Origin of the sequence: Burkholderia sp. HMSC10F09, from assembly GCF_001806955.1 — a bacterium.
Taxonomy (GTDB): Bacteria; Pseudomonadota; Gammaproteobacteria; order Burkholderiales; family Burkholderiaceae; genus Burkholderia; species Burkholderia multivorans.
This window is the reverse complement of the sequence record NZ_KV786624.1, coordinates 1-26112: the sequence shown is the minus strand read 5'-3', so window position 1 is coordinate 26112 and position 26112 is coordinate 1. Positions and strand designations below refer to the sequence as shown.

Genomic DNA, 26112 nt, shown 5'->3' with positions numbered 1-26112 from the left:
GGATGGGCGCGCGTACACGGCGAGCGCTGGCGCGTCGCGTGCAGCGCGCCGCTCGCGGCCGGCTGCCGCGTGCGCGTGACCGGACGGCAGGGGCTGACGCTCACCGTCGCGCCGCTGTACGACGCGACGCCCGCGCCGCGCGCGCCGCTTGCATCGCCACCACAGGGAGACGCTCGATGATCGGTTATACGTTCGGCTTCGGCAGCGTTTTGATCGTATTCGTCGCGATACTGATCGCGTCGTCGATCCGCATCTTCCGCGAGTACGAGCGCGGCGTCGTGTTCATGCTCGGCCGGTTCTGGAAGGTCAAGGGGCCGGGGCTCGTACTGATCATTCCGATCGTCCAGCAGGTCGTGCGGATCGATCTGCGCACGGTCGTGTTCGACGTACCCGCGCAGGATGTGATCACGCGCGACAACGTGTCGGTGAAGGTGAACGCGGTCGTGTATTTTCGCGTCGTCGATCCGGAAAAGGCCGTGATCCAGGTCGCGCGCTTTTTCGAGGCGACGAGCCAGCTCGCGCAGACGACGCTGCGCGCGGTGCTCGGCAAGCACGAACTCGATGCGCTGCTGGCGGAGCGCGAACAGCTGAACGCCGACATCCAGAAGACGCTCGACGCGCAGACCGATGCGTGGGGGATCAAGGTATCGACGGTCGAGATCAAGCACGTCGACCTGAACGAGACGATGGTGCGCGCCATCGCGCGGCAGGCCGAGGCCGAGCGCGAACGGCGCGCGAAGGTGATTCATGCGGAAGGCGAACTGCAGGCGTCCGAAAAGCTGCTGCAGGCCGCGCAACGGCTCGCGCAGCAGCCGCAGGCGATGCAGCTGCGCTATCTGCAGACGCTGACGACGATCGCGGCGGACAAGAATTCGACGATCGTGTTTCCGCTGCCGGTCGATCTGCTGGGGGTGTTGCTGGAGCGGTGGGGAGGTAGGCGGGAGGAGTAACGCGGGTTCGGAGCGTGACCGTAAGTATTGGCCAACGCGGGCGGCCGTGCCGCATCGGCCGAACGGTATGAAAGGTGCCGCTGGCAGCGAGTTGGACGTATACATCGAGATCCATGCATGGCGGTACGGATCGACGATGGGCAAGAATCGAATCAGGAAGACAGCACCGGCGACGCCAACCAGAACGTACGGCAAAGTGGCGCTCAGCGCCGAGGAAACACTGCATCGCCTGTGGCAACGCGGCCTGCGCATCGACGATCGCCCCACGAACTTGCGCGTGCTCCGGTCGATCGGCCATTTCCGGCTGCTGGTCTACATGCGTCGGTTTCAGAACCCCGCTACGAAGCAGTTCTGGCCCAGAACGCGCTTCTCCGACATCGCTGAGCTGTACGCATTCGATCGGCGCCTGCGCTCGATCACAATGGACGCGGTCGAACGCATCGAGGTTGCGCTGCGTGCCGCCCTCAGCAATCCTCTCGCGATCGACTACGGCAGCCACTGGTATATCGAGAGGGAACGCTTCGTCGATCTGCGCCAGTATGCGCGCGTACTGGACCAGATTGCGAGCGAATGCGAGACCCGGAAAGCAGCGGCGCTCGCTCATTACTACCGGACCTACGCCAGACCCGACTTGCCGCCGATCTGGCTAGTCTGCGAGCGGCTCAGCCTGGGCGCGTTGTCGCGGCTCTTCAATGCGCTGTCGATACGTGACCGCAAGACCGCCGGGCGCCACATGTGGCCCGACATCCCGGACACGGTGCTCACCAGCTGGCTGCAATCGCTCACGGATCTGCGCAACGCATGTGCGCATCACGCCCGGCTGTGGGGAATGAAACTGACGGTATCGCCTCCGGCGAAGCCGGCCGCGCGCACTCTCGCCCGGTATGCAGCGGAAATGACACGGCCGGAGACGTTTTACGCGCGCGCGACGATGGTCAAGGCCTTGCTCGATCCACTCGGCCACGGAGACGAATGGCGCGAAACGTTGCGAACTGTTTTGGCGGGTTGCGAGCACGTGGCCCCATCGACGCATCTCGGTTTCACGACCGACTGGCATTTGACGCCGGCATGGCAATAGGCTCCGGCCCGACCCGATGGGGAATGCAATACGATGCACTTTGACATCCCGACGAAAGTTCGGTAGCATCTTCGATGACAACGCTGGGGACGCCTCTCGACGATGCGCAACACCTCAGACGGCAAAAGGACGCGCAAGCGTCCTTTTTTTATTCCCGGCCGTTTTGTCCGCGTCCGCCTCGCAGCGCTACCTGGCCAACGCCACGATGGAGTCGATCAATTCGACTCCGCCTTCAATGTCCTCGTTACCCTCGAATCGGGACACCTCCATGTGTCCGTCGTCGAACACGTCGATCTCGACACGTTGCCCGACGACCGTCACGGAAGGTGATCGCATCGCTCGAGCATTTCTTCGGCTATCTCGGCAACGGGGTGCTCAACGCGCACGGCCTCGACGCGGGCAAGGCCGACCCGACGATGGTCGATCTGCTGCGCTGGCACGGCGCGGTGGAAGTCGAGCACCGCACCGTGGCGTTCGACATCTACCGGCACATGGGCGGCTCGTATCCGGAGCGCTGCGTGCACATGGCGTTCGTGATCGTGCTGCTGCTCTACTACATCACGACGGGCGCGAAGTTCATGTATCGACGCGATCCGGACGCGGGCCGCTATCCGGGCTTCGTGCTGTCGTGGTGGCAAGGTTCGCGGCGCGAGCATCTACCGTCGTTCTGGAAGGTGATCGGCGCGGCGCTGCGCTATTCCGGCCAGGCTATACGCCGCACGCCGAAGGCTCGACCGAACAGGCGCTCGAGTATCTCGCGCGCTCGCCTGCCGCGCAGGCGGCCGCGTACGGCGGCACCTGGCAAGCGCCCACGCGCGGCTGAGACGGCGCGCCGCGGCGGCCCCCGCCGAAATGCGTACAATCGCGGCTTCATTTCCCGGAGGTGCCGCGATGGCCATGAAGAAAACCGATCTCGAAAAGAACAAGGCGCTGAAGCTCACGCATGCGATGAAGCAGTCGAGCTCCGCGCGCTTCGGCAAGGGCGCCGAGGAAGCGGCCAAGCTCGATCGCCGCGCGCAGCGCAAGCTCGACCAGGAACTCGGCCTCGTGCCGTTCGCCTGCAAGCTGAACGCCGAGCTCGTCGAACAGCTGAAGGCACGCGCCGCGACGCATCCGAACGGGATGACGGGCCTGCTGTCCGAACTGCTCGTGAACGCGCTCGCGCAACGCGACGCATAATGCGCAATGCGCGCCACGGCATCTCAAAATAGTCGTTGACAACGCCGCGCGAGCGCGACACACTCGTTCGCATGCCTACGTTCAAGCTCATCGCCATCGCGATTAATTGCCCGGTGAACGCCCATCATATGGGTGCGTCACGGGAGGCGCTTGCGCGTTAGCATTCAGGCAGTAACCGCATGTCACGCAAGGCCTCGCCGGAAACGGATGAGGCCTTTTTTGTTGTGGTGCACGTCATCCGTCCGGCTCAACGAATGGAGAAGACGATGGACCAGGCAAGCTCGCTATTTGTTCGTCCCGATCGCCGTCGCCCGGACGCGATCGCATTACCGACGGTCGTGATTCGTTTCGCCGTGGCGCCGCGCACGACGCTGAGCTGGCGCGCGCCGCGCGATGCGGAGGTGCGCGCGCACGGTGCACCACTGTGGATCACACGGCCACCGAGCGTCGACGATTACTGGGTGCAGCCCGGCGACGTGCTGCGCGTGGCGCGCGGCGAGCGCATCTGGCTCAGCGCCGACGACGATCGTCCGGCCGAAGCGTCGATCACGACCGCGTACGTGCCGGGCGGCGATCGGCTTCGGCGTGCGCTAGCGCTGGCGCGGCGCCTGCTCGTCGGCCGATGGCGAACGCGTGAAGCGCGGGAATGAACGTGATTGCGGGAGGCGCGCGCTCACGCGCGCGAGACGCGGCCAGGCCGCGCAGAACAATGCGCGCACCTGCGGCGTGTCGCGTCGCAGGTGCGTGTCGAAGGACGCGGCACGCCGGTGCGTGTCGCGCGCGATTGCACGCGGGGTGCGGCCAGCACGCACATCAGGTGCTGGCGGCGAGACGCGGGCCCGTGCTTCGGGGAGTCGAATCGAGCTCGGGCTTTTGCATCGCCGACTGCGAGGTGACCCAGGGATCGATGCCCTGCTTTTGTACTTCCTCGAGAAAGGACACACGCGTGCGCCAGTAGTCCGCCTGCAGCTTCGCGTCGATCACGCGCTGTTCGGCTGCGAACAGTTCCATGCGTGCCGTCACGAGCATCGACGCAGCGGTTTTTTCCGGCGTGGGGGCGTGTCGCATAGCCCAACGGCTGATCCAGTTCAACATGCTGACCTCCGTGATAACGGACGAACCCGCATCGGGCAATCGCAATCGGCCGTGTCTGCCCGAACGCACAACGGCCGCCACCGCGCTTCACCGCCTTCGCCCATACGTACTGCAGCTCCCCCGCGCCGACAGCAACCGGCTCGGCGTATGTGCGCGGTGTATCTATCCTAGAAAGAGTTGCCGGTTTACGCGATGGCCTCTTGCATTCTTTTACATAGAAAACCACAGTCGCGTCTGCGCGTCAGATGACAGTTGCGAACGCGACGGCTTCGGCGCACGATAACGCGATGCCTGCCGCGGCCTGGACTGACGAATGGGCGCATGCACGCCGATGCGCGCGCATCGGGTACGGCAGCGTGCGGGCGCGCGGCGTCGCGCCGCTCGCCTTCGTCGAGCATGCGGCGAGGGCGTTTCAGTCGCATGTCACGCGCGGAATCCGGGAGGCGGCCGTTGCATGCGCATCGGCCTGCAAAGGCTCGCAGGCTCGTCGGCGCGCATCGAGCGGCTTCGCGGCTTTCTCGCGCATTTCAGCCGATCGCCGTGCTTCTCGCTCACTTCTCGCCCGCTTCTTTCGCGCTTCTCGCCCTCTTCTCGCCCGCCTCTTCCGCGCCTCTCCGCCGCTGCTCGCCTGTTTCGCGCTCCGTTCAGCCGCGATTCGTCGCCGTTCGTGTGCGCTTCGTCGCGGTGCCGGCGCCCGTTGTCGCCGAACCGGTAAAATGCGCGCCTTCTTCGCGCGGCATCGGGCGACCAGGCCGCCAGGTCGCTGTCGCGAAGATGCCGATCGTGCCCCGCGACTATATCGTCGGAGCTATCCGCGCTATTACAATCCGCCGATAGCCGAACAATAGTGGCTGGTTACAGTTAGCCGCCGCACGCAGCCTTACAACAATTCGGCACGACAAGCAATACGACAACCCGACCGGAGAAACGCCTTCATGGAATCCATCAAGCGGTATTTCGGCTTCGCTGAAGCCGGCACCGACTTCCGCACCGAAATACTCGCGGGCGTCACCACGTTCCTGACGATGGCCTACATCATCTTCGTCAACCCCGCGATCCTCGGCGACGCCGGCATGCCGAAGGAATCCGTATTCGTCGCGACCTGCCTCGTCGCGGCGCTCGCATCGCTGATCATGGGGCTGTACGCGAACTATCCGATCGCGTGCGCACCGGGCATGGGGCTGAACGCGTACTTCGCGTATACGGTCGTCAAGGGGCTCGGGTTCTCGTGGCAAGCCGCGCTCGGCGCGGTGTTCATCTCGGGCTGCCTGTTCCTGCTCGTCACGCTGTTCCGCGTGCGCGAGGCGATCGTCAACGGCATTCCGAAATCGCTGCGCATCTCGATCACGGCCGGCATCGGGCTGTTCCTCGGGATCATCTCGCTGAAGACGTCCGGCGTGATCGTCGGCAATCCGGCCACGCTGGTGACGCTCGGCGATCTGCACAAGCACGACACGATCCTCGCGATCATCGGCTTCTTCACGATCGTCACGCTCGATCATCTGCGCGTGCGCGGCGCGATCCTGATCGGCATTCTCGGCGTGACCGTGCTGTCGTTCTTCTTCGGCGACAACCAGTTCCACGGCGTGTTTTCCGCGCCGCCGTCGATCGACGCGACGCTGTTCAAGCTCGACATCGGCGCTGCGCTGTCGACCGGCATCATCAACGTGATCCTCGTGTTCTTCCTCGTCGAACTGTTCGATGCGACCGGCACGCTGATGGGCGTCGCGAACCGCGCGGGGCTGCTCGTCGAAGGCAAGATGCACCGTCTCAACAAGGCGCTGCTCGCGGACAGCACCGCGATCGTCGCGGGCTCGGTGCTCGGCACGTCGTCGACCACCGCCTATATCGAAAGCGCCTCGGGCGTGCAGGCCGGCGGCCGCACCGGCGTCACCGCGATCACGGTCGCGGTGCTGTTCCTCGCGTGCCTGTTCATCGCGCCGCTCGCCGGCGTCGTGCCCGCCTATGCGACCGCACCCGCATTGCTGTACGTGTCGTGCCTGATGCTGCGCGAAATGGTCGACGTGCCGTGGGACGATGCGACCGAAGCCGTGCCGGCCGCGCTGACCGCGCTGCTGATGCCGTTCACCTATTCGATCGCGAACGGCGTGGCGTTCGGCTTCATTGCGTACGGCGGCCTCAAGCTGCTGACCGGCCAGGCACGCACGGTCAAGCCGATCGTGTGGATCATCGCAGCCGTGTTCCTGTTCCGCTTCTTCTATCTCGGCAGCGAGTAACGGACGCGGGCCGGCACGCGCCGGAGAAGGAAAACGAAACGCCACCCCTCGGGTGGCGTTGTCGCTTTGGCGTGCGGAAGGATGCGCATCGGCTATGGGCGCCGGCATACGGCGCCCGCTGCGCTCACTGCCCGGCCGGCCGGTTCAGCGCGCCGTTCGCCTCGTAAAAACGCACGTAGCCGCTGCGCAGCGTCACGCATTGCGCGCGCGTTTCCGACAGCAGGCGTCGCGCCGCCGCCTCGATGCGCTCGCGATGCTGGTCGAACGCGCCGACCATGTCCTCGAAGCGCGGCGACGCCGCCCCGAAGTGATCCTCCATCGCCTCGGCCGTGATCTGACATTGGACTCGCTCGCCATTGACCAGCGCCGTAAACGCAAGCATCAGGTCGCGCCCCGAGTATTCGGGCGCCTCGTTCGTGAAATGGATCTGCATGGGAGCCGCCTCAGTCGTCCGGTAGAAAACGAATGACCGCGTCCGTCGTCCGCCACCGGTCGGACGAAATGGACACGGGCTCTCCGGCAGCGGCACTGCCCGCGGGGGTATGGCGCGGACAACGCATGCCGGTTGCATTCCACTTTAGACGGTTTCGCGCAGGAGGCAAAATTTACGGTGCGCGTCGCTTCGACGCGGATGTCGGGCGACCCGCGCGGGATCCGGCACCGTTTCGTTGCGCGCGTCAGTGGGGGTCGGTCGGCCACACGTTGAGCGCGATCGCGGCGGTCGTGACGCCGATCGTAATCGCGGCGGCGCCGTATCGTACGGCGTCCGCGACATCGAACAGCAACCCGTGGATCGCGACGGCAATGCCGCCCAACATGATGAAAGTGGCGATGGCCGCCAGCACGACTCTCAGTTCCGTCCGAACCATGATGGCTCTCCCGAACGGATGCATGTCGCGTCGCATGCATGTTGCAATGCGGAACACGGCGCGTGCGTGTTCCATTTCCATCATTGCAGGTAGACGCTTAAAAGCAAGGGGAATTTGTACGCGGTCGCATGTCGCGCGGGGCGCTTGTATGATGGCGAATACCCGTGCGCGTGCGTCGATGTGTCAGGTGCGCCACGCGCGGGAAATCATGAAGCGCCGGTATGGGTGAAAGCGCTGGGTGGTGGACGCGTGGTGCGTGGGGCCCCGGTAAGCGCTAAAGCGCTAACCGGGGCCGACAGGAGACAAGCGATGCCTCAATCTTCCATGCTGCCCGCCGCCGCGGGCCGCGTCGACCTGCTCGCGCAGGCGCACGCCCGATCGGCCGCGGTCGGCTTGCGCGCGCACGAGCGCCCCGATTTCTCGCCGCTGTCGCAGATCGCGCTGCGCGAACTGCTCGATACGAATCACGCGCTGTTCGCCCATGCACGGCCCGTGATGGAAAACCTCCACGCACAGATCGCCGATACGCAAAGCCTCGTGCTCCTCACCGACGCCGCCGGCGTCATCCTGCACAGCATCGGCGACGACGACTTCATCGAAAAAGCCAACCGCGTCGCGCTATGCACCGGCGTTTCATGGGCCGAACGCGCGCGCGGCACCAATGCGATCGGCACCGCCCTCGCGTCGGGACAGGCGATCGCCGTGCACGGCGCCGAGCATTTCCTGCGCGCGAACCACATCCTGACGTGCTCCTGCGCGCCGATCGTCGATCCGTTCGGCCGCACGCTCGGCGCACTCGACGTGAGCGGCGATCCGCGCGGCTTCAGCCCGCATACGCTCGCGCTCGTGCGCATGTCCGCGCAGTTGATCGAGAACCATCTGTTCGCGAACCAATGCGCGGAAGCGCTGCGCGTACGCTTTCATGCACACGAGGACTGCGTCGACTCGCTGTTCGCCGGACTCGTCGCGTTCGGCGCCGACGGCGGCCTGATTGCCGCGAACCGCAGCGCACAGTTTCAGCTCGGCGCACCGTTCGATGCGCTGCAGCATCAGGGTTGCGACGCGCTGTTCGGCATGCGGTTCGGCGAGCTTGCGCAACAGGCCGCGCGCGCGCCCGGCGCGATGCTGCGGCTCACGCTGTCGAGCGGCGTGCGCGTGCTTGCGCGCTGCGAATTCGCCGACGCGCAAAAAACCGCCGTGGCCGTCACGCCGCCGGCACCCGCCACACACGTGCGCGCGCCGGACCCGGAGGCGATCACGTTCGCGACGCTCGATACCGGCGACGCGCGGATGGCCGCCGTGCTCGAACGTGTCGCCAAGATTCGCGGCCGCGACCTGCCGCTGCTGATCCTCGGCCAGACCGGCACCGGCAAGGAGTGGCTCGCCCGTGCGCTGCACCACGCGTCGCCGCGCTCGGACGGCCCCTTCGTCGCGGTCAACTGCGCAGCGCTGCCCGATACGCTGATCGAGGCCGAATTGTTCGGCTACGAAGACGGCGCATTCACCGGCGCGCGCAAACGCGGCAGTCCCGGCAAGATCGTGCAGGCCGACGGCGGCACGCTGTTTCTCGACGAAATCGGCGACATGCCGCTCGCGCAGCAGGTGCGGCTCATGCGCGTCCTGCAGGAACGCGCGGTGATGCCGCTCGGCGGCGCGCGCGCAGTGCCGGTCGACGTGCGCATCGTCTGCGCGACGCACCGCGACCTGCGCGCGATGATCGCGGCCGGCACGTTCCGCGAGGACCTGTTCTACCGCATCAACGGCCTCGCCGTCACGCTGCCGCCGCTCGCCGCGCGCACCGACCTGCCGGCGCTCGTCGAGCGCATCCTCGCGCGGCTCGCGCGCAGCGAACCCATGCCGCATCGCATCGCGCCGGACGTGCTCGATGCGTTCACGCGCCATCGCTGGCCCGGCAATCTGCGTCAGCTGACGAACGTGCTGCGCACGGCCGGCATGCTCGCCGAGGACGAAGACGAAATCGCACTCGCGCACCTGCCCGACGATTTCTGGCTCGACTGCGACGGCGCGCCGGCCGCCGCATCGGCTGCATCGGCTGCATCGACGGCATCGGCTCCGTCGACCATACCGCCCGCCCCGCGCGGCACGACGACGCTACAGGATCATCAGGCCGCCGTGATCGATGCGGCCGTTGCGCGGCACGGCGGCAACGTGTCGGCGGCCGCGCGCGAACTGGGGCTCGCCCGCAACACGGTGTACCGCTACCTGCGCCGCCGTTGACGGCGCTGGCGGCACACGGCTTCGGGTATGCTTGGCGCGTTTCCGCCCAACCGATGCCCGCTTTACCGATGACCGATTCCGATCGCCCTCCGCTCGTGCGTATCGAGCCGCTTGGCGCAAGCTTCGATGCGCCCGATTCGCTGACGCTGCTCGAAGCCGCGGCGTTCGCGCACGTGTCGCTGCCGCGCTCGTGCCGCAACGGCACGTGCCGCAGCTGTCTTTGCCGAATCGTCAGCGGGAGCGTACGCTACACCATCGAATGGCCCGGACTGAGCCGCGAGGAAAAGGCCGACGGCTATACGCTGCCGTGTGTCGCCGTCGCGACGTCCGACCTCGTGCTCGACGTACCCGACGCCGCCCTCATCGGCTGACGCCGATTCGTTCGCGCCACGGTCCCGGCTCGCAGCGCAGCGCCGTGACGCGCGGCATGCCGTCGACGATGGATACCCGGAGGGAGAAAGCGATGCCCCGGTCACCCGATCGCATCGAAAAACAGGTCCAGCTCGCCGCGCCGCTCGAGCGCGTGTGGGAAGCCGTCAGCAACGCCGGCGAATTCGGCACGTGGTTCGGCGTCGCGTTCGACGGGCCGTTCGTCGCGGGCGAGACGCTGTTCGGCCGCATCTCGCCGACGCGCGTCGACGACGACGTTGCAAAAGCGCAGGAGCCTTATGCGGGGTCGGTGTTCGAATTCGTCGTCGACCGCATCGAGCCGAAGCGGCTGTTCTCATTCCGCTGGCATCCGTTCGCGGTCGATCCGGCATTCGACTATGCGTCGGAGCCGATGACGCTCGTCACGTTCACGCTTGCCGAACAAGCGGGCGGCACGCTGCTGACGGTCGTCGAATCCGGGTTCGACGCGATCGCCGCGGCGCGCCGGGAAAAGGCATACGAAATGAACGACGAAGGCTGGACCATGCAGATGAAGCTGATCGAGAAGTATCTGGCGCGATCGGCCTAGCGCGGCGACCGGGACGGCAACACGCAGTACGCAGTACGCAGCACGCACGCGCGATCGCGCGATCGCGGCCGCTACCGCTGCGCGACGTACACCGTCAGCGCGTCGACAATCTCGGCGAAGGACGGCCGCGCGTCGACATCCTCGTTCAAGCACGCGGCCGCCAGCGCTTCGAGCGCCGGCGCGCCCGCCCACCCGCGCGGCTCGCACCGTTCGAGCAACTCGCCGAGCAGGTAGCCGAACGCGCGCACTTCCAGCCGCTCGAACAGCGCCGTACACCACGCATCGCGCACGTCGTAGAGCGACGCCGCGCCGAAATCGCCGAGCAATGCAGGTTGGTCGTCGCCGTGCAGGATGTTGTGCGCATACAGATCGCCGTGCATGATTCCGCGCGCATGCAGGTGGCGCGCCACCGACGCGATGCCGCGCGCGATCCGCAGCGCGGCCGCGGGCTCGAAGCGCACATCGTCCGCATAAACGTCGCGCGTGCAGGTGGCGAAGTTCGGCGGCCCCGCGAGATTCGTCAGCGCGGGATCGACGAGCTCCATCACGAGGCCGTGCACGCCGTCCGGATGGCCGCGCACGCGGCCGATCACCGGAATCATGTTCGGATGGCGTCCCGCGTGCAGGCAAGCGGCCATCTCGCAATCCGGCAGGCCATCGCTCGTCACCGCGCCCTTGAACAGCTTCACCGCGACCGGGCGCTCGCCCATGTCCGCCCGCCACCGCGCGCGGTAGATGACGCCCGACGCGCCCTCGCCGAGCTTCTGCTCGCGGGCGAGCGACGTCCAGTCGATGTCCGTCACGCCCGCATCGGCCGATGCAGCTGCTTCCGACGCGGCACCCAGCGGGTTGCCCGCGACGGCCAGCCAAGCGAGGCGCGGCAAACGCAGCAGCCAGTCCGGCAGCGCGTCGAGACGGTTCGCGGCCAGACGCACGAGTTCGAGCGCCCGGCACGCGGCCATCTCGTCGGGCAGCGATTGCAGCCGGTTGCCGGCGAGCATCAGCTTCTGCAGCCGCGAACAGTCGCCGATTTCGGGCGGCAGCGCGTCGATGGCGTTGTCGGTCAGGATCAGCCAGCGCAGCACACGCGGCAGCGCGGCGCCGGGCACGGTGCGGATCCGGTTCGCCTTGAAGCCGATCATCTCCAGTTGCGGACACGCGCCGAGCGCGCCGGGCAACTCGGTGAAGCGGTTGTCGGACGCGAACAGGATGCGCAGCCGATGCAGCCGCGACAGATCGTCGGGCAGCGACGACAGCGCGTTGCCGGACAGATCGAGCACCTCGAGCGTATCGGCAAGCTCGAAAATCTCGCGCGGGAATTCGGTCAGCCCGCATGCGAGCTTCAGTTGCCGGGCGCCCGCGAGGCGGCCGGCGCGCAGTTGTTCGAGGGTGGCGATCACGATGAAAAACGCTAGGCGGTTGCGAGGCTCGGACGAGCGATCGCGTGCATTCTACCGGCACCGCTTTCGCATCGACGCCGCAACTGTCACGCCCTCTTCACAAATGCGCGACGGGGCGCTAGAATGGCGCCCCGTGCCCAGGTGGCGGAATTGGTAGACGCACTATCTTGAGGGGGTAGCGCCGAGAGGCGTTCGGGTTCGAGTCCCGACCTGGGCACCAGATACCGCGCCGCGTGTTCCGAACACGCGGAAAAAACCCGCGCCAGCATCATGCTGCGCGGGTTTTTTGTTGGTGCGCGGCGCGGTGTGGTCAACCGTCGACGTACCGGCGACCTGGCCTTGCAAAGGCACGCTCACCAGCGACGCGCCGTTCATGCCGTTTTCCGTGCCGGCGCACGGCAAACACAAGCCCAAGAAACCGAGGCCGCGGCAGCGGATGCGGCTGCCGCTCCGCCTCACGCGTGTCGCGTGACCATCCAGACGCCGACCAGAATGACGACGGCCCCCATCGCCTGCATCGGCCGCAACACCTGTTCGTGCAGCGCCGTGAACGACAGCACCACGATCATCGACATCGCGACCATCGTCGGATAAGCGACCGCGAGCGTCGTCTTGCGCAACGCGAGCGCGTAGAGCACGAAGCCGATGCCGTACGCGGCGACGGCCGACGCGCGTGCGATCCACGGCAACAGGCTCGACTCGCCCAGCGCGGCACCCTTCAGCGCCGCGACGCGCAGCAACACGCCGGCAGCGCCGCCGAACACGCCGCTGGCCACTACGATCAGCCCGTTCACAGCACGGCCTCGGCGGCCCGTTCGACTTCGGCGTGACGCGGCGCACGCCCCGCGGTTTCCGCTGCGCCCGCGCGCTTGCCGAAGATCGCATCGAAGCGCGTCGCACCGTGTAACGCAATCAACACGACGGCCGGAAACACGACCGAGAAATTGCGAGCTTCATCGCGGCAGCCGAACAGCATGAACAACGGCAGCACCGGAAGGAACGCCGCAAGGAAGTATCGGCGATAGTGCGCGGGCGTATTGCGCCATGCGGCGCGGAAGAACACGGCGAGCGGCACCAGCATCAGCGGGTTTTCGAGGCTCGGCGTAAAAATGCCCTTGCCGATCAGGTTGTAGAACGACAGATACGATGCCGGATTGACCCAGAACTTCAGGTTGCCCCAGAGCTGGAACGCGACGAAGTCGCCCGCATTGTGCGCATAGCCGCTCATGATGAAGTGACGCGTCGCGCCGCAGATCGCGAGCTGCACGGCAAGCCAGCCGACCCGTTTCGACAGCGGTACGTCGCGATCGTGCAGGAAGAACAGCGCGAGCGGGACGAGGAAAAACGTCTCCTTGTTCAGCGAGAAGATCGCGATCGTCGCCGTACACGCGATCATGCGTTGCCGCAGCAGGAAATAGCACGCACCGAGCGCACCGAGAATTTCAAAGAAATCGTAGTAGTACGCGCCCTGCTGGAACGTCAGCGGATAGAGAAAGCTGAATCCCGCCAGAAAGCCCACCGATTGCCCGAAACTCAGTCCGTGCAGGCGCGCGAGCTTGTACACGAGCAACAGCGCGAACAGCGCAGACAGCACGATCGCGACGTAGGTCAGGTGATAGGTAATCGCGACGACCGGCGTCCAGTACTGTTTCGGCAAGTCGGAAAAATAGGCGTTGCGTAGCGAATCGTGACGCGTGATCGAGCGATAGAGCTTCTGTTGCGTATCGGGCTCGATGCGCTCCGCCAGCCATTTCGCCGCTTTCGGAAACGACGAGCGATAAACGAAAGGCTTCGGTGCGCCGCCGTCCATCATGCCGATCAGGCTGAACGTATTGCGCAGATCGTCTGCCTGCGCGTCGCGGAATCCCCACTTCAGCAGCACGCTGTTGGTGATGTTGCCGGCGCAGACGAACAGCAGCACGTACACGATCGAGAAGCGGCAAAACGCCAGCACGCGGTTTCGGTTCTTTTCCGTCATGGTGAAGATGCCGCTCACAGGGCGGGCAGAAAGTGAGCGGCCAGCACGGTCGCCACCATGGCGCACAACATGCCGAAGCTGCCGCGATTTTCGAGAAGATGGACGATCGGATCGTCGTGCATCGCGCCGCGCACCGTCGCGATCCAGAGACGGCCGAACAGGTAAATCAGGCCGATCTGGACCAGCCAGAGCAGCTGCGGCATCGCGTAGCGCCCCGCCGTTTCGGGCGCGTTGATGAACAGGCCGAACACGACGACCGCGGCGAGCGAAGAACCGATCCCGAAAGGCCAGAGCACTTCGAGATCGCCGACGCGATAATCGCGCCCGGCGGCCGCACGCTTGTCGCTCTGACGCAAGGACACGAGCTCCGAGCAACGCTTCACCAGCGCAAGGCTCAGAAACGCGAAGACGGAAAACGCGAGCAGCCAGCTGCTCACGACGATCTCGGCCGCTACCGCGCCGGCGACGATGCGGTACGTGTACAGCAGCGACAGGATCACCACGTCGAGCAACACGATCGATTTCAGACGCCAGCTATATGCCGTCGTCAGCACGAGATAAAGCGCGAACATGCCCGCGAATCCCGGGGACACGGCGAATGCGAGCGCAAATGCGGCCGTCAGCAACAGCGCGGCGCAACCGAGGCCTTCCGTAATCGACAACGCACCGCTCGCGAACGGACGGTTGCGCTTGCGCGGATGCCGCCGATCGTTGTCCAGATCCCAGAGATCGTTGCCGATGTAGGTCGCCGATGCACCGAGCGACATCGACACGAAGGCGAGCGCAAGTGTCGCGACCTTGTCGATGTCGAAGAATGCAAACGCCGTCAGCAGCGGAACGAACAGCAGCAGGTTCTTCAACCATTGATGAACGCGCAGCGCGCCGAACCATGTCGCGAGGCTCGCGCGCGCATTCGCGAATTCGCGCTCGACCGGAACGCTGCCGCGCACGTTCGCGGCGACGTCGCGCGACGCGCCGGCGAGGACTGCCCCTTTTGCACCGGCCCAGACGGACAAGTCGGCCTTGCTGTCGCCGGCGTAGACGAAGTCGTCGCCGATCTGCTCGCGAATGCGGTCCAGCTTGGCTGCGCCTTTCAGATTCGTTCCGTCGCAGGTCGCGATCACGCGGTCGAACAGGCCGAGATGCGCGCTGACACGGTCGGCGATCGAAGCATGGGCGGCCGTGGCCAACACGATCGTGCGGCCGCCCTGGCGTTCGTGACGCAGGTAGTCGACGAGCGGCTGCCGATACGGCAGCGTCTCTGCCCGAAAATCGGCCTGCTCGGCGATGCGCGCCTTGAATGCGGCGCGGCCTTCGGCAAGCCAGAACGGCAAGCGCAGAACGCACGCAGGCTTTTTCCGTACGACCGCGATGACGGATTCCATCAAGGTATCCGACACCGTCAGCGTGCCGTCGAGATCGACGACGAGCGGAAGCGTTTTGGTCTCTCGCATGTGCTTCGAATTATTTTTTAATGAATTTCAACACCGATACTTTCTATTGCTTCGGAAATGCCCCGTTTGCATTTCCGTTATCCCCGTGTATCGCCTGTTTTCCTACGCGACACTGCATTCCTGAAATCGCTCTATGTATCGGCAAGCGATCGAAGCGTCGCGCATTGCACGACATTGCTCTACCGACATTCGGGGCACGGCACGATGCACGCGACGCCGGCCGTCCGCATCAGTCTTGTCCGATTTGGTCCGAAACAGCCTTTGGCGCTGTCTCAATCTTGACGATTCCGGGAACGCGAGCCGACCGCCTTTCGATTGGCCGCGCGGATCGTAACAGAAACGACTGCAATGCGCACCACAATAAGTGGCTCGAATCGTGATTTGATCGCTCGATTCCCGCGATCAAGACAATAAACGCCCCAATGCAGGACGAGAACCTGTTTCATGAAGGTTTTCGAATTGCAACATCGCGCCTGTGTGCTTGCGACGGATTCGGCATCGCGCGACCTCGCCGCACGCCACGACGTCGATGCCCGCACCGCCCGTGGGCGGCCCGTTCCGGACCGCGCCGCCGCGGCAACGCGCGCTCGAGCAGCACGACGCGCGCATGCGTACACTATCGGGCACGCAACGACACGTAGCGACACGAGCGATGACGACCACGGCGCACGACATCGGCAGCTCCGATCACTGGATGGACGCACGGCGCGATCCCGAAACGGGGATCGAGAGCCTGCGCGCGCACTTCAGCGGTCATGCCTACGATCCGCACGATCATGACGACATGCTGATCGGCTATACGGAGCAAGGCGTCCAGCGTTTTCAGTGCCATCGGTCGCTACACACGAGCGTGCCGGGCCGCGCGATCCTGATCGAGCCCGGCGCATTGCACGACGGCCATGCGCCCGAACCCGGCGGCTTCACGTACGCGATGCTCTATCTGCCGCAATCGTGGGTCGAGCGCGCGGCGCGCCGGCTCGAGTTGCCGGGCCTGGCCGGCGTCGAAGCGGCGTTCGGGCATACGCTCGTCGACGACCTCGGCCTCGTCGACGCGATCCGGCACGCGTTCGCCGCGCTGCACGGCAACGAGGGCAAGCTCGCGCGCGACCAGACGCTCGATCGCCTGCTGATGCATCTGCGCGGGCAGCTGCGCGAGCCGCTCGTGCAAGCAGCCGGCGCGGTGCCGCCCGCGATCGCGCGCGTGCGCGATCTGCTGCACGCGCGAATGGACGCGAACCTCGGCCTAGACGAACTCGCCGAACTCGCCGGCATCGACCGCTTTCGGCTGACGCGTCTGTTTCAGCGCGCGTTCGGCACGTCGCCGCATGCGTACCTCGTGCGCGTGCGGCTGCGCGCCGCGCGTCGTCTGCTCGCGGCCGGCCGCACGCCGGCCGAAGCGGCGGCGGATGTCGGCTTCGCCGATCAGAGCCATCTCGGCCGCTGGTTTCGCCGCGCGTACCGGATCACGCCGGCCGCGTATCGGCGCATGTGCACAAACGTTCCAGACTGAGCGCGCGCGCCGCCCGATCATGAGCGGCTCAACAAGGAGCCGTTATGTTCGATACCAAAGTGGCGCTGATCGTGCGCGATGATCTCGCGGCGTGGCAGAAACTCAACGTGGTCGCATTTCTGGCGACGGGCGTCGCCGCAGAAGCGCCCGAAGCGCTCGGCGAGCCTTACGAGGATGCGGCCGGGCGCCGCTATGCGCGCATGCTCGGTCAGCCGATATTGGTGTTCGCGGCCGATCTGAACGGATTACAGGCCGCTCATCGGCAGGCGCTGTCGCGCGAATTGACGATCGTGCCCTACGTGCATGCGATGTTTTCGACGGGCCACGACGCGGCCAACCGAGAAGTGTTTCGCGCGGAGGATGCGGAGAATCTCGATCTCGTCGGCCTCGCGCTGCACGGGCCGAAGAAGGCCGTGGACAAGGCGGTGAAAGGGCTCGCGCTGCACGCCTGAGCGCTCGGCCCACGCGCGCATGATGCGCACGCTCGGGCGTCAGCGATGTGCGAGCACGTTGACGAGCTTGCCGAACGGATCGCGCACATAAAACCGACGCACGCCCCACGGCTCGTCGGCCGGGCCGTATTCGACGGCGATGCCGGCCGCGCGGATACGTGCAAGCGCTTCATCGAGATCGTCGACCTCGATCGACAGATCGGGCGTCGGCGTGCCCGATCCGCCCTGCGACGCGACACTGATCTGCACGGTCATCTGTTCGGCATTGCCGTAAGTCGCGATCCAGCCGTGATCCATCAGCACGTCGAGGCCGAACACGTCGTGGTAAAAGCGCTTTGCGTCGTCGATCGACCGCGTATCGATATTGGCGACGATTCGTTTGACTTTCATCGGTTGCCTCCGCAACGCATCTGCAAGCTTCGACTCGATGGTGTAGCCGATTCGACTACATTCGAAGCTAAAACAGCTACATCGATTGGACTGACAACGCGGGCACCGCACACGCGTGCCGGTCGAGCGATCCGGCACGTGCCCCGCGCCGTCTCCGTCATCGACCCGGCCTAGCCGGATCGATGACGTTCCCGATCACCCGCCCAGATAAGCCTGCTTGATCCGGTCGTTCGCGAGCAAATTCGCGCCCGTATCGGCAAGCACCACGCGCCCCGTCTCGAGCACATAGCCGCGGTCGGCGACCTGCAGCGCCTTGTTCGCGTTCTGCTCGACCAGGAACACCGTGACGCCTTCGTCGCGAATCGTGCGGATGATGTCGAAGATCTGTGCGATCACGAGCGGCGCGAGGCCGAGCGTCGGCTCGTCGAGCAGCAGCAGACGCGGCTTGCTCATCAGCGCGCGGCCGATCGCGAGCATCTGCTGCTCGCCGCCCGACATCGTGCCGGCCCGCTGCGTCGCACGTTCCTTCAGGCGCGGAAACAGCTTGAACACGTGCTCGATGCCGTCGTCGATCTCGTGACGGCTCGCGAAGAAGCCGCCCATCTTGAGGTTCTCGAGCACGGTCAAGCTCGGGAACACGCGCCGCCCTTCCGGCGAAATCGCGAGCCCCTGCCGCATGATCTGGTGCGTCGACATCGCGGTGATGTCCTTGCCCTCGAACAGCACGCGGCCCGACGATGCGCGCGGCGTGCCGCACACCGTCATCATCAGCGTCGTCTTGCCCGCACCGTTGCTGCCGATCAGCGTGACGATCTCGCCCTTGTTCACCTCGATCGACACGCCCGCGAGCGCTTCGACCGCGCCGTAATGCGTGTGGACCTGTTCCAGCTTCAGCATCACTCTTCCCCCAGATACGCCTTGATCACGCGCGGGTCGTTACGGACCGCTTCCGGCGTGCCGATCACGATCGGCCGGCCGTGCTCCATCACGAGGATGCGGTCCGACACGCCCATCACGAGGCTCATGTCGTGCTCGATCAGCAGCACCGACACGCCGAACTCGCGGCGCAGCTTGTCGATCAGATGCTGAAGCTCGATCTTCTCCTGCGGGTTCAGGCCGGCCGCCGGCTCGTCGAGCATCAGCAGACGCGGCTCGGTGATCATGCAGCGCGCGATTTCCAGACGCCGCTGGTGCCCGTACGACAACGTGCCCGCCGGCCGGTTCGCGACCGAGGTCAGCCCCATCCGGTCGAGCCACACGGCCGCGCGCTCGAGCGCCTCCTGCTCCGCGCGGCGATACGCGGGCGTCGCAAACAGCCCATGCAGCAGGCCCGACTTCACCTTGCGATGCTGTGCGACGAGCAGGTTCTCGACCACCGTCAGCGACTTGAACAGCCGGATGTTCTGGAACGTGCGCACGAGGCCCTTCAGCGCGATCTTGTGGCTCGGCAGCCCCGCGATCCGGTGACCGTCGAGCACGACCTCGCCCGCCGTCGGCCGATAGAAGCCGCCGACGCAGTTGAACACCGTCGTCTTGCCGGCGCCGTTCGGCCCGATGATCGCGAACACCTCGTCACGACGCACGTCGAAGTCGATGCCGTCGACCGCAAGCAACCCGCCGAAGCGCATCTGCAATCCGGCGACCTTCAACAGTTCTGCATTCGCGCTCATTGCGGCAACTCCACGTGGGGACGGCTCGCGGGCAGCAGGCCCTGCGGACGCCACATCATCATCAACACCATCACGAGACCGAAGATCAGCATCCGGTACTCGGCAAAGCCGCGCGCGACTTCCGGCAGCACGGTCAGCAGGATCGCCGCGAGGATCACGCCGAGCTGCGAACCCATCCCGCCGAGCACGACGATCGCGAGAATCAGCGCCGATTCGATGAACGTGAACGACTCCGGGTTCACGAGGCCCTGACGCGCAGCGAAGAACGCGCCGCCGATACCGGCGAACGCGGCGCCGAGCGTGAACGCCGACAGCTTGATGCGCGTCGGATTCAGGCCGAGCGAACGGCATGCGATCTCGTCGTCGCGCAGCGCTTCCCATGCGCGGCCCATCGGCATGCGAATCAGGCGGCTCGTCACGAACAGCGTGAAGCCGACCAGCAGCAGCGCGAGCAGATACAGGAAGATCACCATGTGCTCGCCGCTGTATTCGAGGCCGATCAGTTCATGGAAGGTCTTCGCGCCTTCGACGCTTGCCGAACGCGCCATCTCGAAGCCGAACACGGTCGGCTTCGGAATGCCGGAGATGCCGTCCGGGCCGCCGGTGAGGCTCGTCAGGTTGTTGGCGAGCAGGCGGATGATTTCGCCGAAGCCCAGCGTGACGATCGCGAGATAGTCGCCGCGCAGACGCAGCACCGGGAAGCCGAGCAGGAAGCCGAACGTCGCCGACGCGATCGCCGCGATCGGCAGGCACTCCCAGAACGTCAGCCCGAAATACTGGTTCAGCATCGCGTACGTATAGCCGCCGACCGCGTAGAACCCGACATAGCCGAGATCGAGCAGCCCCGCGAAGCCGACGACGATGTTCAGCCCGAGACCGAGAATCACGTAGATCAGCGCGAGCGTCGCGACGTCGACTGCGCCGCGCGAGCCGACGAACGGCCACACGAGCCCGACCGCGAGCAGCACCCAGATGATCGCGCGCTGCTGGCGCGCGCCCATCGCGGGCACCGCGGGCAGCTTCACTGCGGATTTCGCGCGCAGCAGCCACGGCTTGAACAGCTGGAACAGGAACACGGCCGCGACCGCGATCCATACCGGGCGCCAGTGGCGCTCGAGCACGACCTGATAACCGTCGAGCTTCAGCTGCAGCCCGAGCACCGGCACCGTGAGGATCGCCGTCAGGATCGCGGCGGCCACGGCATTCTTCAGCGCCTGGCCGAACGAAGCGTCGGCGGCCGGGCGGCGTACGGAAATGACTTGACTCATCTGCGTGTCCCTCAGACCTTTTCGATGTCCGACTTGCCGAGCAGGCCGGTCGGGCGGAAGAGCAGGATCAGCACGAGCAGGCCGAACGCGACGACGTCCTTGTATTCGGCCGGCATGTAGCCCGCCGCGAAGGTTTCGGCCAGGCCGAGCAGCACGCCGCCGAGCATCGCGCCCGGAATGCTGCCGATGCCGCCGAGCACCGCGGCCGTGAACGCCTTGATGCCGGCGACGAAACCGATGTACGGGTTCAGCTTGCCGATCGTCAGGCCGATCAGCACGCCGCCGACGGCAGCCAGCATCGCGCCGAGCACGAACGTAAACGAGATCACGCGGTTCGTATCGATGCCGAGCAGGTTCGCCATCTTCATGTCTTCGGCGCATGCGCGGCACGCGCGCCCCATGCGCGAATGCGAGATGAACAGCGTGAGCGCGATCATCAGCACGATCGTCACGCCGACGATCAGCAGGCGCGCATACGGCACCGTCACGTCGAAGTCGCCGCCGAGATGGATGTCGAAGGCGCCGGAGATCAGCACCGGCACGGACACGTCGCGCGCGCCCTGGCCGATCTGCACGTAGTTCTGCAGGAAGATCGACATGCCGATCGCGGAGATCAGCGGCACGAGCCGCGGGCCGCCGCGCAGCGGGCGGTACGCGACGCGTTCGACCGCGAAGCCGTACGCGCCCGTGACGATCACCGATACGATCAACGCCGCGCCGAGCACGAGCGGCAGCGGATAGCCGGCGGACACGCCGATCGCGGTAAGGGTGACGAGACCCACGTACGCGCCGATCATGTAGATCTCGCCGTGGGCGAAGTTGATCATGCCGATGATCCCGTAGACCATCGAATAGCCGATGGCGATCAGCGCATAGATCGCGCCCAGCGTCAGGCCGTTGACCAGTTGCTGGGCAAATTGCGGAAAGAAGTCAGTCATGTGCGGGAAGCTCCCGTTGGCGTCGCGCCGCCTGCCGCAGCCGGATCACGGCGCGGCCGTGCGCAACGCACGGTATCGTCTCGGTTCGCCCGCGGTCGCGCGATGCACGAATGCGCGGCGACCAATACGCCCCCGCCCCGTCCGGATCTCGGACGGGGCGGGTGCGCGGGCGGGTAGTCCGTTGTTACTTGGCGGCGGTCTTCGTCGCGTCCTTGTGCCACGTGTAGACGACGAACTTGAACGCCTTCAGGTCGCCCTGCGCGTCATACGACACCTTGCCGATCGGCGTGTCGAACGTCGTCTTGTGCATGTACGCGGCGACCTTCGTCGGGTCGGTCGTCTTCGCTCCGGCGATCGAGTCGGCGATGATCTTCACCGCGGCGTACGCCGGCATCTGGAACGGGCCGTTCGGATCGCGCTTCTTGTCGGCGAACGCCTTCACGAGCGCCGCGTTGGCCGGGTCGGCCGAGAAGTCGGCCGGCAGCGTGACGAGCATGCCTTCCGATGCCGGGCCCGCGATGGCCGTCACGTCCTTGTTGCCGACACCCTCAGGCCCCATGAACGTCGCCTTCACGCCCTGCTCGCGCGCCTGGCGCAGCAGCAGGCCCATTTCCGGGTGATAGCCGCCGAAGTAGACGAAGTCGACGCCTTGCGACTTCAGCTTCGTGATGATCGCCGAGTAATCCGAGTCGCCGGCGTTGATGCCTTCGAACAGTACGACCGGAATCTTCGCCGCTTCGAGATCCTTCTTCACCGACGATGCGATGCCCTGGCCGTACGACTGCTTGTCGTGCAGCACGGCGACCTTCTTCGGCTTCACGTGATTGATGATGTACTGCGCGGCGGCCGGACCCTGCTGGTCGTCACGGCCGATCGTGCGGAAGATGAAGTGACGCTTCTTGCCTTCGGTCAGCTGCGGCGCGGTGGCCGACGGCGTGACCATCACGATGCCTTCGTTCTCGTAGATGTCGGATGCCGGAATCGTCGAGCCCGAGCACACATGGCCGATCACGTACTTGATCTTCTGGCTGACGATCTTGTTGGCCACGGCGACCGCCTGCTTCGGTTCGCAGGCGTCGTCCATCATCACCACTTCGAACTTGTTGCCGCCCGCACCGCCTGCCGCGTTGATCTGCTCGATCGCGGTCAGCGCGCCGGCCTTCACCATGTCGCCATACTGGGCGACCGAGCCGCTCATCGGGCCGGCGATGGCGATCTTCACGGTTTCCGCTTGCGCGGCAGCGGCGCCGGCGGCGAACAGCACGGCGGCGACGGAAATGGACGTAAGACGGGACAGCGTCATCAGGAGCTCCTCGATGTTGTTTAGTCATACGGGCAAAGGCGGCATGACTTGCGCAATCGAACAGCACCCGGGGCGAGAACATGGGACACGCCCGAGACGCGGAGACGGACCTGCGGTGGAGAAATGCTTGCGGGGCCCGGCTCGTGAAGTCCCCGAAGGGGACGTGTGGTTCGGAAAGACAACGTGATGCGTCTTGCATTGCGCAAGCGTTTCGCCTGCCCCGCTTGCCGAACCGCTTCGTCGGAGGGATGGTCCGACAGCCGTTGGCAAGGCAGTCGAAATTATATGGGCGTTTCCCATTCCTCTGTCAAAAATGACCGCGGACCAAGGGAAAACACGGAGAACCTTCGCATGCTCGCGGTAGCGCTCGTGGCGCAACCGAGAAGGCGCGACAACGTTTGCGCGAGGCGCCATCCGGTTGCGCTCGGCGGTGTCGAGATGCGTGAACGCGTTGCGTGGCGCGGGCTTGCGGGAAGGTCTGCTGCTTGCGGTGCGGTCACGCTGTCGCTCTGCGCCGAATCGCCGCCGGCAATCGACTGAGGATTGTCGAGCGACCGAAGCACACGTCGGAAACCGGCTTCCTTTCGTTTTCCGACGTTTTCATCGCACTAGAAAGCTTATTGTTATTTTCGTGAAATAATGCGAACCCGTTTCAGCAATCCAGCCAGCCTTCCCGCGATTCGCGTCTGTCGCGCGCCGGAGCCGCTTTGTCGTCGTTCCGCCTGCGCTTCTGCCGTGCAGCCGCCAGCCAGTGATCTGCCGTTTCTTGTTTCTTCATTGCACATCACCTGGATCCGATCGCCGATGACTCTTGCGTTCCGCCTTTCGTTGTCCGCCGCAACCGTCTGCGCGCTGGCGCTTGCCGCGTCCGCAGCCGCGTCGCCCGCGAGCGATGCGCTCGCCGACCGCTCTGCCGTCACCAACGTATTCCGCGTCGAGCGCCGTGCCGCTCGCGACAGCAATGCCGCACGCGACAGCACGCGCTACGCGCGGCCGGCCGCACGCAGCCCGTTCGAGACGGACAACACACGGCCGCTGCAGATCGACGGCGACCGGCTGACTCCGCAACCCTCGAACGCACGACCGGCCGACTCCGCGTGGGCCGACACGCGCGTCGCGCCCGGCCGCGACACCGCGGGACGTTTGCTGCCCGAAGCCGCACGCCGCAGCGCAGACTGGGACGCGTATCTGCGCGCGAACGGTTCGCTGTCCGCCGACGGTTCGTCGCCGGCGCGGCCCTATGCGCCGATGCGGCCGTTCGATGCCGCGCGCGGCGTGCCGGGCGCGCCGAACCCGTTCGATCCGTCGATTCCGCATCCGGAGACGCGCACGTTCTATGACGACGGCGCAGGCTCGCGCTGTATGGCGACCGGCGGCGCGGGCACGTCGCGCTCGTCGTGCAGGCTCGATTGGTGAGCGTTGCGCGCATCGCATTGCGCGTGCACGGGCGGCTTTCGTTAGAATCGGTCGTCGTCGCAGCAAACCGCAGATTTGCACGAGGCGGCTGGATTCGCTCGCGAACGCCGCGCGCGCTCATGACAGACTCATTCTTTCCCCCGGAGGCGAACGTGCCAGGATTACTTCCCGATGTCGACCGCGACGGACTGCTCGAATACTCGGTCGTCTACACGGACCGCTCGATCAATCACATGTCGCAGCGCTTTCAGCACGTGATGCGCGACATCTCCGACCTGTTGAAAAAGGTCTATCACGCGAAGTCGGTCGCGATCGTCCCCGGCAGCGGCACGTTCGGCATGGAAGCCGTCGCGCGCCAGTTCGCGACGAACAGGAAGTGCCTCGTCATCCGCAACGGCTGGTTCAGCTACCGCTGGTCGCAGATCTTCGAGATGGGCAGCATTCCGTCCGAGTCGATCGTGCTGAAGGCACGCCCCGTCGAATCGGGACGACAGGCCGCGTATGCGCCTGCGCCGATCGACGAAGTCGTCGCGGCGATCCGCGAGCACAAGCCCGATCTCGTGTTCGCGCCGCATGTCGAAACCGCATCCGGGATGCTGCTGCCGGACGCTTACCTGCGCGCGGTGGCGGACGCGGTGCATGAGGTCGGCGGCATGTTCGTGCTCGACTGCATCGCGTCCGGCACGATCTGGGTCGACATGGAGGCAAGCGGCGTGGACGTGCTGGTCAGCGCGCCGCAGAAGGGATGGAGCGCATCGCCGGGCTGCGCGCTCGTGATGCTGAGCCCGCTGGCGCGCGAGCGGATCGACGGCACGACGAGCACGAGCTTCGCGTGCGATCTTCGCAAGTGGCTGCAGATCATGGAAGCGTACGAGGGCGGCGGATTCGCGTATCACGCGACGATGCCGACCGACAGCCTCGCGACGCTGCGCGACGTGATCAAGGAGACCGACGCGTACGGCTTCGACAAGGTGCGCGACGAACAGCTCGAACTCGGCACGCGCATTCGCGCGCTGCTCGCCGAAAAGGGTTTCCGGAGCGTGGCGGCGGAGGGGTTTCAGGCGCCCGGCGTGGTGGTCTGCTACACCGACGACGACGACATCCGCTCGGGCAAGAAGTTTGCCGACGTCGGCGTGCAGATCGCGGCCGGCGTGCCGCTGCAATGCGACGAGCCCGCGGACTTCAAGACGTTCCGGATCGGGCTGTTCGGCCTCGACAAGCTGCATGATGTCGATGGCGCGGTGGCGCGGTTTGCCGATGCGTTGGAGCGGGTTTTGTAGGGTGGTTTTTCGCGGTTTCGGCGCGGCAGCGGGGGTGTCGCGCCAAGCGCGGCGGGATTGTCGAGGGCTATGAGTGGCGGTGACGCGAGGGGATCGATCCAGCTGTCATATCGTTATGGACCCCAAAGTCTGCGACGCAATCAGCTTCGGTAACGGGTCGCATCGGCATTGGCACAAATCATCCTCCAATGCGACCTGCTTACCCATCATTGTCATCAGCCTCGGCGTGCCGTCGCTGATGATGACGCCCGTCGTGCCGCAAGCCGGGCACTGGACAGCGGCACCCAGATAAGCGACCGGTTGACCCTGAAAGGAGGTGTTGGCGATACCGTCGACCACCACACCGTTGCGGTCGGTCTTATCGCCTCGGAGAATGAAGCGGCGGTTCATGCTGTGAGACCATTGGACGGTGCCGCTGCACGGGCCTGTCAGGAATTTTGTGTTTAAGG

29 protein-coding genes, 1 tRNA gene and 1 pseudogene are annotated in these 26112 nt (G+C 65.7%); 15 read left to right on the top strand and 16 right to left on the bottom strand.

All coding sequences use genetic code 11. The features are described from left to right. From HMPREF3115_RS08295 to HMPREF3115_RS08270, 6 genes and pseudogenes are all read left to right on the top strand, one after another. On the top strand, positions 1-180 hold a 180-nt coding region (locus tag HMPREF3115_RS08295; protein WP_305367005.1), incomplete at its 5' end, for an NfeD family protein. Continuing rightward, complete coding sequence (locus tag HMPREF3115_RS08290; protein ID WP_006406114.1) at positions 177-950, top strand: slipin family protein; 774 nt, start codon at positions 177-179, stop codon at positions 948-950. The genes HMPREF3115_RS08295 and HMPREF3115_RS08290, both read left to right, overlap by 4 nt. Positions 951-1086: 136 nt before the next feature. Then, the gene (locus HMPREF3115_RS08285) at positions 1087-2028 is read left to right on the top strand and encodes an Abi family protein (protein WP_227747529.1); all 942 of its coding nucleotides are present in this window, start codon (positions 1087-1089) and stop codon (positions 2026-2028) included. A 311-nt stretch (positions 2029-2339) separates the two neighbouring features. Further along, positions 2340-2851: pseudogene (locus HMPREF3115_RS08280) on the top strand (metal-dependent hydrolase); the annotation flags it as partial. A gap of 68 nt (positions 2852-2919) precedes the next feature. Then, on the top strand, positions 2920-3207 hold the full coding sequence (locus HMPREF3115_RS08275) for a hypothetical protein (RefSeq protein WP_006396466.1): 288 nt from the start codon (positions 2920-2922) through the stop codon (positions 3205-3207). A 254-nt stretch (positions 3208-3461) separates the two neighbouring features. After that, positions 3462-3857, top strand: a complete 396-nt coding sequence (locus tag HMPREF3115_RS08270; RefSeq protein ID WP_006406110.1) for a DUF2917 domain-containing protein — start codon at positions 3462-3464, stop codon at positions 3855-3857. 163 nt (positions 3858-4020) lie between these two features. Here the strand turns inward: HMPREF3115_RS08270 and HMPREF3115_RS08265 are convergent, their stop codons facing one another. Beyond that, positions 4021-4302: a hypothetical protein gene (locus tag HMPREF3115_RS08265; RefSeq protein WP_006406109.1), complete on the bottom strand. Its 282-nt coding sequence runs from the start codon at positions 4300-4302 to the stop codon at positions 4021-4023. 935 nt (positions 4303-5237) lie between these two features. Here HMPREF3115_RS08265 and HMPREF3115_RS08260 point away from each other — a divergent pair. Further along, positions 5238-6539 (top strand): NCS2 family permease, encoded by a 1302-nt coding sequence (locus HMPREF3115_RS08260; protein WP_006406107.1) that lies wholly within the window; start codon positions 5238-5240, stop codon positions 6537-6539. Positions 6540-6663: 124 nt separating this feature from the next. On the opposite strand, the gene HMPREF3115_RS08255 is transcribed toward HMPREF3115_RS08260, so the two are convergent. Both HMPREF3115_RS08255 and HMPREF3115_RS33055 read right to left on the bottom strand, forming a co-directional pair. Then, on the bottom strand, positions 6664-6972 hold the full coding sequence (locus tag HMPREF3115_RS08255; protein ID WP_006396460.1) for a DUF1488 family protein: 309 nt from the start codon (positions 6970-6972) through the stop codon (positions 6664-6666). A gap of 244 nt (positions 6973-7216) precedes the next feature. Further along, on the bottom strand, positions 7217-7492 hold the full coding sequence (locus HMPREF3115_RS33055) for a DUF2964 family protein (protein WP_006396459.1): 276 nt from the start codon (positions 7490-7492) through the stop codon (positions 7217-7219). Positions 7493-7717: 225 nt separating this feature from the next. On the opposite strand from HMPREF3115_RS33055, the gene HMPREF3115_RS08245 reads away from it, so the two are divergent. The 3 genes from HMPREF3115_RS08245 (at position 7718) to HMPREF3115_RS08235 (ending at position 10604) form a co-directional block, all read left to right on the top strand. Beyond that, on the top strand, positions 7718-9646 hold the full coding sequence (locus HMPREF3115_RS08245) for a sigma-54-dependent Fis family transcriptional regulator (protein WP_070554058.1): 1929 nt from the start codon (positions 7718-7720) through the stop codon (positions 9644-9646). A 68-nt stretch (positions 9647-9714) separates the two neighbouring features. Then, the gene (locus tag HMPREF3115_RS08240) at positions 9715-10017 is read left to right on the top strand and encodes a 2Fe-2S iron-sulfur cluster-binding protein (protein WP_006396457.1); all 303 of its coding nucleotides are present in this window, start codon (positions 9715-9717) and stop codon (positions 10015-10017) included. Positions 10018-10109: 92 nt separating this feature from the next. Beyond that, complete coding sequence (locus tag HMPREF3115_RS08235) at positions 10110-10604, top strand: SRPBCC family protein (protein WP_070554054.1); 495 nt, start codon at positions 10110-10112, stop codon at positions 10602-10604. 71 nt (positions 10605-10675) lie between these two features. Here the strand turns inward: HMPREF3115_RS08235 and HMPREF3115_RS08230 are convergent, their stop codons facing one another. Next, positions 10676-12004, bottom strand: a complete 1329-nt coding sequence (locus HMPREF3115_RS08230; protein WP_070554052.1) for a leucine-rich repeat-containing protein kinase family protein — start codon at positions 12002-12004, stop codon at positions 10676-10678. Between the two features lie 135 nt (positions 12005-12139). On the opposite strand from HMPREF3115_RS08230, the gene HMPREF3115_RS08225 reads away from it, so the two are divergent. Continuing rightward, positions 12140-12224, top strand: a tRNA-Leu gene (locus tag HMPREF3115_RS08225). Between the two features lie 235 nt (positions 12225-12459). Here HMPREF3115_RS08225 and HMPREF3115_RS08215 read toward each other — a convergent pair. From HMPREF3115_RS08215 to HMPREF3115_RS31515, 4 genes are all read right to left on the bottom strand, one after another. Next, positions 12460-12798: a hypothetical protein gene (locus HMPREF3115_RS08215; RefSeq protein ID WP_006396454.1), complete on the bottom strand. Its 339-nt coding sequence runs from the start codon at positions 12796-12798 to the stop codon at positions 12460-12462. Continuing rightward, positions 12795-14000, bottom strand: coding sequence for a hypothetical protein (locus HMPREF3115_RS08210; protein WP_070554049.1), 1206 nt, complete (start codon positions 13998-14000; stop codon positions 12795-12797). The genes HMPREF3115_RS08215 and HMPREF3115_RS08210 overlap by 4 nt, the downstream gene beginning before the upstream one ends. Continuing rightward, complete coding sequence (locus HMPREF3115_RS08205; protein ID WP_070554047.1) at positions 13997-15436, bottom strand: UbiA family prenyltransferase; 1440 nt, start codon at positions 15434-15436, stop codon at positions 13997-13999. The genes HMPREF3115_RS08210 and HMPREF3115_RS08205 overlap by 4 nt, the downstream gene beginning before the upstream one ends. A gap of 272 nt (positions 15437-15708) precedes the next feature. Beyond that, positions 15709-15882 carry a hypothetical protein gene (locus HMPREF3115_RS31515; RefSeq protein WP_155628410.1) on the bottom strand — a complete coding sequence of 58 codons (174 nt, stop codon included), beginning with the start codon at positions 15880-15882 and terminating at the stop codon, positions 15709-15711. A gap of 206 nt (positions 15883-16088) precedes the next feature. On the opposite strand from HMPREF3115_RS31515, the gene HMPREF3115_RS08200 reads away from it, so the two are divergent. Together HMPREF3115_RS08200 and HMPREF3115_RS08195 are read left to right on the top strand one after the other, a co-directional pair. After that, entirely contained in the window at positions 16089-16946 is an 858-nt protein-coding gene (locus HMPREF3115_RS08200) for an AraC family transcriptional regulator (RefSeq protein WP_070554045.1), read from the top strand. A 44-nt stretch (positions 16947-16990) separates the two neighbouring features. After that, entirely contained in the window at positions 16991-17398 is a 408-nt protein-coding gene (locus HMPREF3115_RS08195) for a DUF2000 domain-containing protein (protein ID WP_006396447.1), read from the top strand. A 39-nt stretch (positions 17399-17437) separates the two neighbouring features. On the opposite strand, the gene HMPREF3115_RS08190 is transcribed toward HMPREF3115_RS08195, so the two are convergent. The 7 genes from HMPREF3115_RS08190 to HMPREF3115_RS32285 all read right to left on the bottom strand — a co-directional run bounded on the left by HMPREF3115_RS08190 (position 17438) and on the right by HMPREF3115_RS32285 (position 23745). Then, on the bottom strand, positions 17438-17788 hold the full coding sequence (locus tag HMPREF3115_RS08190) for a VOC family protein (protein ID WP_006411910.1): 351 nt from the start codon (positions 17786-17788) through the stop codon (positions 17438-17440). Between the two features lie 195 nt (positions 17789-17983). Continuing rightward, positions 17984-18685, bottom strand: a complete 702-nt coding sequence (locus tag HMPREF3115_RS08185) for an ABC transporter ATP-binding protein (protein ID WP_006396443.1) — start codon at positions 18683-18685, stop codon at positions 17984-17986. Further along, on the bottom strand, positions 18685-19458 hold the full coding sequence (gene livG, locus HMPREF3115_RS08180; protein WP_006406097.1) for a high-affinity branched-chain amino acid ABC transporter ATP-binding protein LivG: 774 nt from the start codon (positions 19456-19458) through the stop codon (positions 18685-18687). Before livG ends, HMPREF3115_RS08185 begins: the two co-directional genes overlap by 1 nt. Beyond that, on the bottom strand, positions 19455-20726 hold the full coding sequence (locus tag HMPREF3115_RS08175) for a high-affinity branched-chain amino acid ABC transporter permease LivM (protein ID WP_006413862.1): 1272 nt from the start codon (positions 20724-20726) through the stop codon (positions 19455-19457). The genes livG and HMPREF3115_RS08175 overlap by 4 nt, the downstream gene beginning before the upstream one ends. An 11-nt stretch (positions 20727-20737) precedes the next feature. Then, positions 20738-21664 (bottom strand): high-affinity branched-chain amino acid ABC transporter permease LivH, encoded by a 927-nt coding sequence (livH, locus tag HMPREF3115_RS08170; RefSeq protein WP_006396440.1) that lies wholly within the window; start codon positions 21662-21664, stop codon positions 20738-20740. Between the two features lie 184 nt (positions 21665-21848). Continuing rightward, positions 21849-22967: a branched-chain amino acid ABC transporter substrate-binding protein gene (locus tag HMPREF3115_RS08165; protein ID WP_006396439.1), complete on the bottom strand. Its 1119-nt coding sequence runs from the start codon at positions 22965-22967 to the stop codon at positions 21849-21851. 652 nt (positions 22968-23619) lie between these two features. After that, positions 23620-23745 carry a hypothetical protein gene (locus tag HMPREF3115_RS32285; RefSeq protein ID WP_254914523.1) on the bottom strand — a complete coding sequence of 42 codons (126 nt, stop codon included), beginning with the start codon at positions 23743-23745 and terminating at the stop codon, positions 23620-23622. A gap of 26 nt (positions 23746-23771) precedes the next feature. On the opposite strand from HMPREF3115_RS32285, the gene HMPREF3115_RS08160 reads away from it, so the two are divergent. Both HMPREF3115_RS08160 and HMPREF3115_RS08155 read left to right on the top strand, forming a co-directional pair. Further along, the gene (locus tag HMPREF3115_RS08160) at positions 23772-24383 is read left to right on the top strand and encodes a hypothetical protein (RefSeq protein ID WP_070554043.1); all 612 of its coding nucleotides are present in this window, start codon (positions 23772-23774) and stop codon (positions 24381-24383) included. A gap of 152 nt (positions 24384-24535) precedes the next feature. Beyond that, a complete protein-coding gene (locus HMPREF3115_RS08155; RefSeq protein WP_035489030.1) occupies positions 24536-25663 on the top strand; it encodes an aminotransferase class V-fold PLP-dependent enzyme in 1128 nt (375 codons plus the stop codon). Between the two features lie 105 nt (positions 25664-25768). Here HMPREF3115_RS08155 and HMPREF3115_RS08150 read toward each other — a convergent pair whose 3' ends face one another. Next, a complete protein-coding gene (locus HMPREF3115_RS08150) occupies positions 25769-26053 on the bottom strand; it encodes a PAAR domain-containing protein (RefSeq protein WP_035489028.1) in 285 nt (94 codons plus the stop codon). Positions 26054-26112 lie beyond the last annotated feature (59 nt).

What these genes read in the sequence shown, in the direction of transcription:
- HMPREF3115_RS08160 (WP_070554043.1), top strand. Translation starts at nt 23,772, where the DNA reads ATGACTCTTGCGTTCCGCCTTTCGTTGTCCGCCGCAACCGTCTGCGCG.
- HMPREF3115_RS08270 (WP_006406110.1), top strand. Translation starts at nt 3,462, where the DNA reads ATGGAGAAGACGATGGACCAGGCAAGCTCGCTATTTGTTCGTCCCGAT.
- HMPREF3115_RS31515 (WP_155628410.1), bottom strand. Translation starts at nt 15,882, where the DNA reads ATGAAACAGGTTCTCGTCCTGCATTGGGGCGTTTATTGTCTTGATCGC.
- HMPREF3115_RS33055 (WP_006396459.1), bottom strand. Translation starts at nt 7,492, where the DNA reads ATGATGGAAATGGAACACGCACGCGCCGTGTTCCGCATTGCAACATGC.
- HMPREF3115_RS08245 (WP_070554058.1), top strand. Translation starts at nt 7,718, where the DNA reads ATGCCTCAATCTTCCATGCTGCCCGCCGCCGCGGGCCGCGTCGACCTG.
- livH (WP_006396440.1), bottom strand. Translation starts at nt 21,664, where the DNA reads ATGACTGACTTCTTTCCGCAATTTGCCCAGCAACTGGTCAACGGCCTG.
- HMPREF3115_RS08285 (WP_227747529.1), top strand. Translation starts at nt 1,087, where the DNA reads ATGGGCAAGAATCGAATCAGGAAGACAGCACCGGCGACGCCAACCAGA.
- HMPREF3115_RS08275 (WP_006396466.1), top strand. Translation starts at nt 2,920, where the DNA reads ATGGCCATGAAGAAAACCGATCTCGAAAAGAACAAGGCGCTGAAGCTC.
- HMPREF3115_RS08205 (WP_070554047.1), bottom strand. Translation starts at nt 15,436, where the DNA reads ATGCGAGAGACCAAAACGCTTCCGCTCGTCGTCGATCTCGACGGCACG.
- HMPREF3115_RS08265 (WP_006406109.1), bottom strand. Translation starts at nt 4,302, where the DNA reads ATGTTGAACTGGATCAGCCGTTGGGCTATGCGACACGCCCCCACGCCG.
- HMPREF3115_RS08235 (WP_070554054.1), top strand. Translation starts at nt 10,110, where the DNA reads ATGCCCCGGTCACCCGATCGCATCGAAAAACAGGTCCAGCTCGCCGCG.
- HMPREF3115_RS08175 (WP_006413862.1), bottom strand. Translation starts at nt 20,726, where the DNA reads ATGAGTCAAGTCATTTCCGTACGCCGCCCGGCCGCCGACGCTTCGTTC.
- HMPREF3115_RS08240 (WP_006396457.1), top strand. Translation starts at nt 9,715, where the DNA reads ATGACCGATTCCGATCGCCCTCCGCTCGTGCGTATCGAGCCGCTTGGC.
- HMPREF3115_RS32285 (WP_254914523.1), bottom strand. Translation starts at nt 23,745, where the DNA reads ATGAAGAAACAAGAAACGGCAGATCACTGGCTGGCGGCTGCACGGCAG.
- HMPREF3115_RS08195 (WP_006396447.1), top strand. Translation starts at nt 16,991, where the DNA reads ATGTTCGATACCAAAGTGGCGCTGATCGTGCGCGATGATCTCGCGGCG.
- HMPREF3115_RS08200 (WP_070554045.1), top strand. Translation starts at nt 16,089, where the DNA reads ATGACGACCACGGCGCACGACATCGGCAGCTCCGATCACTGGATGGAC.
- livG (WP_006406097.1), bottom strand. Translation starts at nt 19,458, where the DNA reads ATGAGCGCGAATGCAGAACTGTTGAAGGTCGCCGGATTGCAGATGCGC.
- HMPREF3115_RS08255 (WP_006396460.1), bottom strand. Translation starts at nt 6,972, where the DNA reads ATGCAGATCCATTTCACGAACGAGGCGCCCGAATACTCGGGGCGCGAC.
- HMPREF3115_RS08260 (WP_006406107.1), top strand. Translation starts at nt 5,238, where the DNA reads ATGGAATCCATCAAGCGGTATTTCGGCTTCGCTGAAGCCGGCACCGAC.
- HMPREF3115_RS08290 (WP_006406114.1), top strand. Translation starts at nt 177, where the DNA reads ATGATCGGTTATACGTTCGGCTTCGGCAGCGTTTTGATCGTATTCGTC.
- HMPREF3115_RS08165 (WP_006396439.1), bottom strand. Translation starts at nt 22,967, where the DNA reads ATGACGCTGTCCCGTCTTACGTCCATTTCCGTCGCCGCCGTGCTGTTC.
- HMPREF3115_RS08150 (WP_035489028.1), bottom strand. Translation starts at nt 26,053, where the DNA reads ATGAACCGCCGCTTCATTCTCCGAGGCGATAAGACCGACCGCAACGGT.
- HMPREF3115_RS08190 (WP_006411910.1), bottom strand. Translation starts at nt 17,788, where the DNA reads ATGAAAGTCAAACGAATCGTCGCCAATATCGATACGCGGTCGATCGAC.
- HMPREF3115_RS08185 (WP_006396443.1), bottom strand. Translation starts at nt 18,685, where the DNA reads ATGCTGAAGCTGGAACAGGTCCACACGCATTACGGCGCGGTCGAAGCG.